The organism is Belnapia rosea, assembly GCF_900101615.1.
Lineage (GTDB): Bacteria > Pseudomonadota > Alphaproteobacteria > Acetobacterales > Acetobacteraceae > Belnapia > Belnapia rosea.
In genome coordinates this window covers 165,032-177,216 of record NZ_FMZX01000008.1, presented here as the reverse complement: position 1 = coordinate 177,216, position 12,185 = coordinate 165,032, and the positions used below count along the sequence as shown (strand labels likewise).

Sequence of the window (12,185 nt, the reverse complement as noted above, 5' to 3'; positions counted from 1 at the left end):
CGCCTGGAAGATCACCTCCCACCAGCCGCGCAGACACCAACGCCGCCAGCGGTGATAGACGCTCGACCAGAGACCCAACCCGTCTGGCAGGTCGCGCCACGGCGCGCCGGTTCGGCAAATCCAGAGCGCCGCCTCAACGAAGCGGCGCAGTGCCACGTCATCACGCTTCCAGACAAGGGGGATTTGCTGCATCACCAGCATCAGCGACACCCATTGGGCGTCGTCCAGGCTTGTCCTGGTCATGGCCGCGTTCCTTGAAAGCCTCAAGACCTTCCAAGGTGGCGCGGCCAGAGACCAGATCGGAGCCAGATCGGTTAGTCAGACAGTCCGGTCACAGACCCTAGCCGCCAGGAACTGTTCCGACACCATCCCTGGACACCGTCAGAACGGCCCGCCGCTCCGTATAAAAGATCCAGCGCAGGGCGGTCGCCAGCAGCGAAACCCCGACAGATTGGCTTAAACGCTGACGCTCGAGCTAAGGCCCAAGTCCGCTTTTCGGCATGGATTCGAAGGGTTCCCAATCGTTGTTTATTGCGCAATAAACAACTTTTTCGATTGGAAGCGGCGTTGCCGAAGATATGTTGTAGACGAGCACAAAAGCCTTTTTCAGTCGGTCGAAGTCATCGACGGGAATTCTGCCATCGGTGGCGGCCATCATCATGCGGCTTCTTATATCAGGGTCGGCAACCATCTCCTTCAGCTCTGAAAGATACTGATGTGCCAACTCGTATTTAACTATTCCAGGGGCCTTGTTGACGCCCAACGCTTTCCAATGGGCCGTTTCTTCCGCCACTAGGTGGGCTTCCATTCTCATAGGCGCGAGATTCCGCTGCGCTTGTGCATGCCCACCCTCGGCAGCCATAGAAAACCAGTGAAGTGCGTTTTGAACGCTGCGCTCCTGACCCAAACCCAAATAGTGCAAGCAGCCAAGATTGAACTGGGCGTTCAACACCCCTTGTGATGCAGCCTTCTCATACCACTCAGCCGCGCGGCGGTTATCCTTCTGCACACAGAATCCGTTCGCGTATGCAAAGCCGACTTCTAGCTGGGCATAGCCTTCACCATTGTTTGCCCGATCCAGCACAAGGTCGAAAGCCTTTTTGTCCCCCTGGGCGATCCACTTTCCCAGCTCACCGTAAATTCCCGGATCGTACTTCTTGGCAATTTCGCTCATTGAAGAACCCTCTTTCTGGGCCTATTCGCCGCAGAGTTCGCAGATTATGTCGTTCCAAGCGTCGGCAGACCGAAATTCTGTTGCTAGAATATGCCCCGCCGCTCACAGGACGACTTCAGCTTCCGGAGTTCACAAACTGCCATGCTCCATACTCTAGCGATGCTTTGGTGTAGATGCCCCTCATCCGAGGATGGCAAAAACGAATCTAGAACCAGAAAGGCTTCGTCCTCATCCTGCTGGTATAGTTTCGTGAATCTGTTATCGGCGTTCCAGAAGGCCATCTGCTTTTCAGAAAAGCCTATCCCATTCACATTTATGCTGAAGTGAGCAGATACAGAAGGAATTCCAGATTCGTTCGACGCGTCAAACATCAAGACTTTGTACGACAGGCCGCTTATGGAACCAGAAATGGTCGCCTTTTCGGAAAGCTTACCAGAGAACAAATTTCTTGAGTATTCCAGTTCAGAATTGCCGTATTTATTCAGTTCCTGACTTAGCAAACCAGCCAACTCATTGATGTTGGTCATATTTAGATCCGTGATTTTTGCAAAGGTGCGCCGCACCGGCGGCGAAAATAGAGCGGGGGTTTATTCGCCACCGAGTTCGCTAATCACGTCGTTCCAAGCGTCAGCCGACCTATAGCTATTGGTCTTAATACAATTGTTGTGATAATGCGTTGCGTACTTGATTCTGAGCTTTTTGATTTGCTCCTCAAAGCGGGTGCAAAATGCGGTGAAAATCACTGCTCGCCAATGCTCTGCCTGCTTTGTGCCGAAATGCTTCTCTATGGGCGGCGTGAACTCTTTGTCGAGATAGACAGTTCCGGGGTTCGGCTTGCCGACGTAGGACGTTTCGGACCTCCGGCCCTCATATTCGAGAGAGAACATGGAGAACGGAAAATCGACACGGCTTGTGACTTCTTCTCCATAGCCAAGCATTTTGTCGTACTGTTCGATTACGAACCAGTAGATGTCTTGTTCGTTGGTGAGTTTCTGTGTCAATCGCGTGGCTACGGCCGCAATGAGAGCTGATGCCTCATCCTCCGTTGCCGGTGGGCGCTCGAGCTGCACCCCGCCAACAACGAACCCAGATTGCTTTTTAGTAAACAAGTTCATCCAGCTCATGGTCGTCACAGAACCTCGGTTGCTTCGCCTGATCCAGTATCCTCAGACCTTTGCTAGAAAGCCATCATGTCGAAGACAATTCGTTTTCGAGATTGTGCCGCGACGGCTCGGGCGAATGGTTCAACGTCGCCTACCGCCCCGGACATCCAGCGGCATGTGCCCGGTGCTCGGTTCGGGGTTAGTAACCTGCTCTGGACGCGGTAAGGGAGCAAATGGGAGGTGGGGTGCTGGTTAGCGCCCCACTTTGATCTGCCTCGGTCCGGGGGTAATCAGCGATATGCTGATACCTCACGAGGACCAAGCTACTTGCTCGCTGCGGCTTCCCTCTTCCTACGCAGTGCCGCCAGCATGTCTTCCTTCCCCGAGCCGCCGACCGGCGGCGTAACGGCCTCGGCGCGTAGGCCCGAGGATCGCGGGGTGCCGCCGCTCTCAAGCACCCGCAGGGCCGCCTTGCGGTCAAGGAGACCATTCCTCGCGTCGTCCTGGCTGACTGAGGAAAGGATGCAGGTGATGCAGGCCGTCCGGCAGAGCTCGTCGTGACCCTTGGAGCGGTGCAGGACCCGACGACTGGCGGTGAGCCACTCAGAACCGCGCCGGAAGAGCTCGGCCATATGCCCGCCGCCATGACCCACAGCGTCGAAGACCCGCACCACCCATCGCTCTGCGGCGACGGGGTCGACCGCCATCCTGATCTCGCGCTGGTCGAGTTCGAGGAGTTCGGCGCCAGCCTGCGCCAAGGCATGCCCCAAAGTAGTCAGGCTCACCGCGTCCATGCCGGGCACATCGGTGAACTCGAAGCGCACCAAGTCGGTAAACTGGCGGGCCGCGAAGGTTACATTGCGTAGCACCGTCGCCTGGCCGATAGCCCCGCCGCAAGGCTTGCCTGAGGCCCGGTAGAGCGGGAGGTGCCGCTCGAAGCCTGGCGGGAGGTTCCTCGCCCCGTCCGCCTTGCCCACCTCTTCGGAGTCGGCGTAGCCGCACGAGGTGCAAACAGCGAAGCCGTTGCCGCGCTGCCCCGCATTGGCGGCGATCAGCTCGACATTCTCCAAGAACGCGGCGTGGAGGCCGTCCAGGCCGCCGTAGTTCTCCTTGGAGGCGGTGGACCGCCCCACCGCGTGGTTAATGATGGGCTCGACCACGCCGACGCGCTGGCGCTGGCCGAACCACGACGGCGCATCGGATGCGGCGGTCGCGTAGCCGTACCTGGGCACCAGAAGGCGCTCGGGCCGCTTGTTCATCTTCGCGCTGCAGCCGTCCACCCCGCAGCGCTCGTCGGAATGGTCGAGGACCGGCAGGCACTTGGAATGGCCGTCCTCGCACTGGTAGCGCCACATCGTGACGCCGACCATGTCATCCTGGTCGCTCCCCCAGGCGCGCTGCACTCCGCGGGACCTGACGAACTGCCCGCCGACGATCACCACCGAGCCGGGGACGTACTCAGCGACGGCGACGGAGCCATCCCGTGAGAGCTTGAACCTGTCGGACCCATCCTTCCCGACGTTCACAACCAGGGAGTTGAGCCCGATGGGGAAGCCGTAGCGGGGCAGGAACTTCCGATTCCCCAACTCCTCGACCACGGTTGCTTCCCGGAGTTCCCGTGCCTGCCGAGCCAGGGCGTTCATTCGGAACTTTGCGGCGCCGCCCCTGCTCTCGCTCTCAACCCGCCACTGCTCGACAACCCGCTGGTAATCCGACCGCCACTCCTGGACCGATGCGGAGAAGTGGGCCGAGACGCCTGGGATGAAACTGTCCCAGTCGGCGGCTTGCCGTGCGAAGCCCGTCCCCGCGGCCAGGGTCAATGCCTGCTGGCGCACCTGCCCGCCGTCCCTAAGCAGATGGTCGAGGAAGTGCTCGAACTGAGCGGCCAAGTCCGGCTCCGCTTCCCGGCTCCACCAAGGCTCCGGCCGTCGCATCCCCATCGGGATTGGGGTCGCGGGCTGGGTATCCACCGGACCCATGGCCCCTTCGTCCAGGTAGGGGAGCCTGAGGACTCCGCAGAAGGCGCCGATCTTGCCGAAGGCGTCCATGGCGCCAGCCTTCGCGTCGAGCGGCCGGACCACCTGGAAGAAGTCGCCAAGGAGCATGGCTTGCAGGTGGCGCCTCGCGATGCCCTCCCTCTCCAGCATCACGTTGGCCCGCCGCAGTTCCCGGCGGAAGAAGGACTGGAAGTCGTCGAACGCCGCCTGATCGTAGGGGCGGCGGCGCGCGAAGGTGCAGACGATGGAGGCGCCGTCCGTGCGGCGCCCCGCCCGGCCGCCCCGCTGGAGATAGTTCGCCAGCCCCGGGGGCATGTTGGCCATCAGCACCCCGCAGAGGCCGCCGATGTCGATGCCGACCTCCATCGTGGTGGTGGCGCTCAGAACGTTACGGATGCCCTTGGAGAAGAGATCCTGGAGCCGCCGGTTCTCCTCGGGCGAGAGCTGGGCGGAATGCTCGTCGGACCACAAGCCGATCCGGAATGCCTGCTCGTGCAGGTAGGAGTGCCTGGCTCGGGCGACGCGCGGATGCCGGTCCAACTCGTCCTGGCCCATCCTGACGAGGCCGCCCTTGGATCCGCGGATCGGGGCGCAGCCGAGGACCGCTCGGGGCCAGACCGTGCCGGTGCTGGGGCAGCGGTAGACGTCCTGGGAAGCCCGAAGCCCGAGTTCGAAGAACCTGATGCGGAGACCCTCGGCCACGTTCCGGCCGACACCCCGCTCGCCATGCTCCAGCCAGGGCAACGCCTGTTCCCGTGCGCACCCGATGAGTTGGGCGAAGGCAGCTTCCAGGAGGATGGCGGCGAGAGACTGCGCCGCCTCTGCCTTCACCCCGGCCGCCCGCAGGACCGCAGCCGCGAAGCGGGTGCGGCGGGTTTCGCCGGGCCTCGCGGGCAGGAACGACGAGACGGACGGCCCCGAGGCCGCAAGCGACATCCAGGTTCCCACGGGGTAGTAGGAAGCGGACCGATCCAGTTCCTCATCCCCGAAGGTCACGCACCTGTTCATGCGGACCGTGTCGCAAAGGCCCGCGAGGATGCCGGGCCACGCGTCCGCGAGCGCGTCCCTGGCAGTCGTGCTTGGCATCAGCCCCGCCAGTCGTTCGGGGAGGCTCAGATCCTCCAGCCCGGGGTAGACCACCTCGCCGAGGCCGGTGGTCTCCAGGCTCAGAATCGACGGAACGGGGACTGCGAACTCGCGCGCGAGTACGGCATCAAGTCGTTGGCGGATGCTGTCGCGATTGGCTTCCCACTGCTCCTGGTTCCAGTCCGCGGCCTTGTGGAACTGCCCCTTCTCGCGCTCGAAGAATTCGGAAGTCAGCTTGTGCGCCTTCAGCTGGGTAAGCCAGAACCGCATCGTCCCGCCCGCTGACGCGGCTCTCATCTCCGAGCGGCAGTCGGCGAGCTCCTGCTCGACGAGCGTGCGCTCGGCGCCCTCGGCGTCCTCGAGTTCCGCCAGGAGCCGCCTCTCCGTTCGCTTCAGACGGGCCAGCTTGGCGTCGCTCAGCGCCGCGTCACGGAGGCACTCGGCGATCATCGCACGGCCCATCTGGATCTCGTGGGTCGCAGTGAGGGTGGGGCCCAGCCGGGCGGCGGAGGGGCGGCTGTCGTTGAATGCGATGAGCCGCCGACCCTCCGCGGGACGCCAAGCCCGGTCCGCCCCGCTCCAGGGCGGCATGGAGGCGAGCATGGTTTCCGCCGCCATACCAAGGCCCGCCGTATCGCCGAGTTGGGCGAGGGCGAACTTGCCGTCCTCGCAGGTCGGGCAGGTATCGTGCGCCTTCAGCCTGGCATGGGCGAACTGGGTCTCCCGCCTGCCGTCGGCCAACTGGTACGGCTCCCAAGCCGTGTCATCGGGGTCCGCAGGCTTCAGGAAGCGTATGGACTTGGGGCCACCCTCCTCGTCCTCATCCTCCTGGCGCCGCTCGTCGTCCTCCCGCCAGTCCCTGGCGGGCCGGAAGCGGTTGTCCGACGAGCTGTAGACGGCGGCCATGAACCACTCGCCGCATGAGCGGCAGCGGGCCAAAGGCAGCGTTTGGCTGTCACACGCCGAGCACGCCTCATGGCTGTTCGAGAGGACCGGGCCGCAGTTCGGCAGGCGGTAGTCGCTGGGATGGGTGCAGTTCGGGTTGACGCACGCCATCGGGGCTACGGGGCTGCGCACAAGGAAATGGATCTTGTGCGGGAATAGCGGAAGTTCATTCGCGGTCCAGCGTGCCCGGGCGCCGAGCCGCAGGAGCCGCTCCGTCGCGGTCCGGGTTTCGGCGGTGTTTCGCGTCCACAGCTCCTCGCTGAGCTTGCCGAGGCGAAGGATGTCGCCGCCACTACTTGCCCGCCAAAGCTGATCCTGAAGGCGGTGCATAATCGGCGCCCGCGCCAGCATGTCGGCGAGAGCGTTGGCTGGTCGCGTCCGGCGCTTTGCGATCTCCCAGGCGCTCCGGCCTGCCAGCGCCTTGCTCCCTTCGATGACCGCCGCCGAAAGGTCCGGGTCGTCCACCAGGCCGCCTTCGTCCATGAACGGCGTGGAGGGGAGTATGTCCTGGACGTCGCTCGGAGCAGGGTCATGCAGTGGCGGCACGGGTTCGGCCAGCTGGGGCCGCGTCTTCTTTCCTTCGAGGATGTGGACATCCGCCGCCGATCGGGAGAACAGGGCGGCGCTGAACTCCTTCAGATCGCCGCCCAGGGTCGCCGAAGCGCCCAGCCACATGACGTCCTCGTGCCGGAGGCCGCACCGGAGCAGGACGCGCCGGAGGAGCAGCGCGATCTCCGCCGCCAGGGTTCCGGAGTAGAGGTGCATCTCGTCCAGCACCACGACGCTCAGGTCCTCCCCGAAGAAGGGAGCGTCCTGCGGACGGATCAGCATGTACTCGAGCATGGAATAGTTGGTGACCAGGACGTCGGGCGGGTTCTCCCGCGCCTCCTTCCTCGTCCTCACCCGGGATCTGTCGAAGGTGGGGTAGTTGGCCTTGTCGGCCAGCCTCGGATCCTCGGGGGTCTCGCTGGTGAAGTGGAACAGGCGGCAGGCGTCCTGTCCCTTCATCCAACCGTGGAGCCGCTCAACCTGGTCGTTGACCAGGGCGTTCATCGGGTAGAGCACGATGGCTCGGACACCCCGTCTGCGGCCTGCTCTGGGGCGGGAGTGGAGGTCGTTCAGGAGCGGCAGAAGGAAGGATTCGGTTTTGCCCATGCCGGTTCCGGCGCGGACCACCACCACCGGCCGCGAAGGATCGGGCCGCCGGGCCAGCTCGATGGCCTCCCGCTGGTGCTTGTAGAGGGGACGCCCGGTCATGGAGCCGTCCACGCGTGCCAGCTGGTCACGGAGCGCAGGGGCGAAGGTGCCCTCAGCGACGAGACCGTCGATGCTGGCCTCTCCGTCAGCAGCGGGGAAGATGCCCTCGATGAACAGCTCGCTGGCGGAACCGGCGTCGCCGTCCTCCCCCCGCCAGACCTGCCTTACGCGCTCCTGGAGGGCTGGATCCCGCATGTAAGCATCCGCGGATGCCACATCGACGAGCCGCTCCTGCATCTGGGCACGGGTGCGGATCGCGTCGACTTGGAGGGACTTCTCGATGTCCAAAGGGCGGCTCCTTCAGCGGACCAGCGGGCACAGCCGTGCAAGGAGATGCACGGCCAGCCAGCGCCGGACCGGGGCGATGGTGAGGGAGGTGGCGAGATTCTGGTCGTGACGCGACGGAGTAGGCGCCGAAGCCGTCGCCCACGCCAGCGAAGCGATGCTCGCCTCCATCTTGGAGGCGAGAAAGTTGTGGTCGAAGCCGGTGACTTTGAACGCCCGGGCGAGCATCGCCGCCTCGGCCTCGCCAAGGAAGCTGCTGCTTCCCTGGGATGCCAAGCCGTCCCTTACGTCTTGCGGCAGCAGGCGTCGGATCAAGGTCTCGAGAACCTGGCCGCGTTCCCGCTTGGCGACCGGCTGCAGGCCATGCGCAAGCACACGGATGGCGGAGCAAGGCGCATCCGTCACCAGCCGATCCAAAAGCGTCACCGGGCGGCCGCCGTCCCTGATCGCGCGAAGGAATTGTTCGATGAGGGCTTCCGCCAGCTTGCCCTTCGCTTCCCAGGTCTCGAGGAGGCGGCCAGCGACGTGTGCGCTCGCGGGGTCCTTTGGCATGCTGAACAACGCCACAAGTCCCTTGCCACCGTCGGATTGAAGTCGGCTGGCGGCCGTCGCCGCCGGATTAGTTGCCAAGACCGGCAGGTGTCCGGACGTCGTGAGCCGAAGCGTTTCGGGCCAACCCGGCGCATTCGCCAGAAAGGCGTTCACCGCGGCTGGGCCGTCGTCGGTCGGCAGGCCCGTTCCCAGCCAGACTGCCTCATGAAAGATGCACACCCCATCAACGGGATGGGTGAGACCCGAGAATACGAGCTCCGAGGAGGCGGTATCCTTTGCCGTTGACGAGACTGCCGTGATGCCTTGCTCCGACCAGGCGAATGCTTTGTGACGCTCGGTCCAGACAACGGGGACCGTGAGTTGGAGGGAGACCCTTTCGTCGTCCTGTTGGCAGCCGACCACCACGCCGGTGTCGATCGTGAAGGCGGCCAGGGTCACGCCTGAGCCGTTCAGGTTGAAGCGCCTCGGTTCTACCCGGAGCGGCTCGCCGTAGCCGATGAGCTGAGGGCCGACGTGAACGCCTTGCTCGCGGTACGGGGCAATGGCACGAGGCCCCTCAAAGACGGTCCAATCCGTCTCTATTCCCAATTGCGGCAGGCAGGCCCACACGCGTGACTGGCCGTGTTTCGCCTTCTCGAAGCCCACACTCGGGTCGAGCGGCAGCCACCGTTCTCCTTCTCGAACCGCAGCGCCAGTCGGTGCCTGGGCCAAGGAAACCAGGGCGGGAACGGACACGCGCTCCCCGTCGAGAAACCCGTCGAGGCGCCCTCGGCGCCGCAGGGCGTCCATGCCCGGCAGGAGGGAGAAGCCGGGGAACCTCCAGGATGCCCCGTCGGGCAGCGCGGGCATCGCTTGAGCCCCGACGTACGCACGATGGGGGACGAAGCCACTCGGGCATCTGAAGAGGAGCAGGTCGGTCTGCGCACCCCAGCGAGCCGAGACGCTGTCGAGGGCCAGATAGGCCATCGCGTCCGGAAGAACGCGTCGGGTCTCGCTCTGATGCTCCGCCTCCCAGAGGATCTCCCCGTCGCAGGAGATGGTGGCCCTCTGCGGGAGGCCAGCCCTGAACACCTTGAGGACGTACTGGTCATTGAGGCCGTGCTCCTCGTCCGCTTCCTCCGACACGATCAGCGTTCGGTGCAGGAGGATCGCCAAGGCGCCGCTCCGCGGAAGCGGAGACACGAACGGGTCGAAAGGGCGGCCGCGACCGGATCCGAGCTGGTAGGCGGCGATGTAGTCGTCGGTCGCCCAAAGACGGACGGGGTGCGAGGCCAGCACCTCGCCGCCCTGTTCCAGCCTAATAACGCGCTCCGGCGCCCCTTTCAGCCCCAACCTGATCCGGCTCTGCTCGGCATGCCAGCGCACGGCTCCGTCCTCCTGGACGGTCCCGCCGACACGGAAGCCCTCGCCCAAGAGGGTGATGGAGCCGGGCGGCACCTGGAGCTTCTCTGGCAACCCTACCGAGAAGGCGTGGCCATCCGGTTCGAGCGCCACATCCAACGATGCCAGAATGGACTGCGGATCCAGGTTTCGGCCGCCGGTCGCCCTGGCCAGCCTAACCTCACCTACCGGCGTCGGGTCGCGAGGAACCGGCGGCGAAGCCTCGGACGGGGCATCCCCGAAACTTCTTGAGGGCCGCTCGTCCGGTCGGCTCTCCGTGCACGAACGGCATGCCTCGTCCACCGACCATCCCGGCCACCACTCCGAATGCCGGGAGACCATGCTGACTGCATCCCGCCCGATGTTCCCCCGGCGGTACGCCTGAAGGGCGTTCCATATGCAGGCCATGGATGCCGAGTGATTGGGTCCGGGGGCGACGAGTTGGCGGATGGCGACAGTAGGCAGACTCATGCTGAGCCATCGGGGAAGGGCGCCTATGTCCCCCTTCAGGAGGCCCGCTTGTAGGGTGAGCAGGGTCGACCAGGGATCTGACTGGAAGGAGAACGCGCGGCGGAGCCGCAGAAGCGTAGCCACCTCGACCAGCCGCGAGAGGATGTGCCGTCGCGCGGACTGCTGGGTGTTGAAGATCCAGCCGCGAGCACGCTCACCACAGGCGTCAAAAATTGCGGTCCAATGAGCACTGTCCGAACCGCCGGTGGCCCTCACGGCGGCGACGAACGCTGCCAGCAAGGTCAGGCCTTCGAGGATGCGCGGTGGCCACGGTCCGTCGGGAGCAGCGTCGATGTCGTCCCGGGGTGTTGCGACCCGCAGCCAAGCCAGGAGCTTCGCCTCATCCGAAGGGTGCAGGATTTGGGCGACGGAGGCCCGCTCGGTCCCAGGAAGTTCGGCCAGAGCCCGGGCCAGACGGTCCCCGGCATGGGTGACGAAGTCGAGCTGATCGGCGCAGAGGTCCTGCAGTGTTTCACAAGACGCGTTCCGCTCCGCCGCCTGTAGAGCGGCAAGGGCGTCCTTCAGTGCCGTGTGGTCCATCGGGACAGGCAGCAGGGGATGGTCAGGGCGCCGGTCTTCGACGGTGGCGCCAAGTTGGGCCCGGAGTTGCCAAATGGCATTGCCGTCCGAGGCGAAGGTATCCTGATCCTCTGCCAGGGCCCGGTGAATGTCCCTGAGGGCTGAGTCTGCGGATAGTCCGAGCGGAACGAGTTCTTCGAGGAGCTCAACCTCGTGCATCGCTCGCCCGGCACCCGCAAGAACGCCGGTGAGCGCCGCTCGCCTGACGTCGCCCGCCTTCAGGCGTCCTTCGAACACCCATTCTCCCTGGATCGTCAGCCCGGCGAACTTGGCGACCGCAGTGGCGGTGTCTCTGCTCAGTTTCGCAGCGGCACAGACCCCATCCAGGCGCGACCACCGTCGCTTGCGGCTTCCTACTAAGCGCAGGAACCCGACTCTGAGTGCCTCAACATCCTCGTCACGCCACTGCAGGGCAGTGCGGCCCGCTTGGAACGGAAAGCCCGCCGTGGAGAGAGGGTCGAGGACAGGTCTAATGCCAGGTTCCACCTCGCCTTTGATCCGAAGTAGTATCAGCAAAACTTCTGCGTCCGACTGCGGCAGGGCCTTTCGGATCCAGCGCTCCTTCGCCTCCTCCCGGAGACAGCCTTCTTCCTCGGAGGCCGCGACCAGCACGCTCGTCGCCAGTCGTCTCGCATGTCCAAACAGGGCCAGCACGGCTGGATGGTGGCTAGCCCTCAGAGCGACGACCCGCTCTGCGAGAGTTTCGATAGCCCTAGTCTCAATCTGCCTGATGCGCTCCCGGGTGACGCCGTAAAGTACTCCGAGGGCTTCCAGGGTTTCGCCTGCGGCCCGCCTCTGGATCACGTCCTTCTCGCGGTCATCCAAGCAGCCCACAATGGCTTCCATGATGTCGGGCAGCGGGATGGTTGAAGCCAGAGCGCCTCCGAAGAACTGGAACCCGCCTTCAATCCAGCGGACGACGGCAGCCAAGACTGCTTCCGAGCGCTGGTCCGAGGCCCGCCAGTCAGAGACCTCCTCTTGGGCGCCAAAACACAGCCAATGCAGGGTCCGTCCGGTGCCTTCCAGCGGGAGCGGGTCGACGCGTACCGCTGAAAGTTTGGTTCCGAACCTTCGAATCGCCAGAAAGCCCATGGCCCTCCGCGCGGCAGGCTCGCTCCAAGGGTCTGTGAGGACACGATCCGGGGTAACGGTCGCACCATCAGGGGTGTCGTCGTCGTGGGGACCGGAGCCGCTCTCGGTCACCGGCTTGGCGACTTCGTCCACATAATGATGTTGGGCCGCACAAATGCCCGATGGGACCGATTCAGCCTCAACAATGCTTCCAAGTTCCACGAATGGCATCCCCCATGACGAGTT

6 protein-coding genes are annotated in these 12,185 nt (G+C 64.3%); all 6 read right to left on the bottom strand.

The genetic code is table 11. The annotated features are described in order from the left end of the window. The coding region (locus BLR02_RS15550) for a transposase (RefSeq protein ID WP_143018159.1) at positions 1-243 on the bottom strand (243 nt) is incomplete at its 3' end. A 232-nt stretch (positions 244-475) separates the two neighbouring features. Then, positions 476-1,174 carry a tetratricopeptide repeat protein gene (locus tag BLR02_RS15545; protein WP_090663848.1) on the bottom strand — a complete coding sequence of 233 codons (699 nt, stop codon included), beginning with the start codon at positions 1,172-1,174 and terminating at the stop codon, positions 476-478. Positions 1,175-1,257: 83 nt separating this feature from the next. Next, entirely contained in the window at positions 1,258-1,701 is a 444-nt protein-coding gene (locus tag BLR02_RS28700; RefSeq protein ID WP_143018158.1) for a hypothetical protein, read from the bottom strand. Between the two features lie 60 nt (positions 1,702-1,761). Then, positions 1,762-2,298 (bottom strand): hypothetical protein, encoded by a 537-nt coding sequence (locus BLR02_RS28695; protein ID WP_143018157.1) that lies wholly within the window; start codon positions 2,296-2,298, stop codon positions 1,762-1,764. Positions 2,299-2,600: 302 nt separating this feature from the next. Beyond that, complete coding sequence (locus BLR02_RS15540; protein ID WP_090663847.1) at positions 2,601-7,850, bottom strand: DEAD/DEAH box helicase; 5,250 nt, start codon at positions 7,848-7,850, stop codon at positions 2,601-2,603. A gap of 12 nt (positions 7,851-7,862) precedes the next feature. After that, positions 7,863-12,092 (bottom strand): sigma factor-like helix-turn-helix DNA-binding protein, encoded by a 4,230-nt coding sequence (locus BLR02_RS15535; RefSeq protein WP_218127967.1) that lies wholly within the window; start codon positions 12,090-12,092, stop codon positions 7,863-7,865. Between the last annotated feature and the right edge of the window lie 93 nt (positions 12,093-12,185).

Bases quoted from the DNA above. Each gene is read 5' to 3' on its own strand.
- BLR02_RS15545 (WP_090663848.1), bottom strand. From the start codon at position 1,174: ATGAGCGAAATTGCCAAGAAGTACGATCCGGGAATTTACGGTGAGCTG.
- BLR02_RS28700 (WP_143018158.1), bottom strand. From the start codon at position 1,701: ATGACCAACATCAATGAGTTGGCTGGTTTGCTAAGTCAGGAACTGAAT.
- BLR02_RS28695 (WP_143018157.1), bottom strand. From the start codon at position 2,298: ATGAGCTGGATGAACTTGTTTACTAAAAAGCAATCTGGGTTCGTTGTT.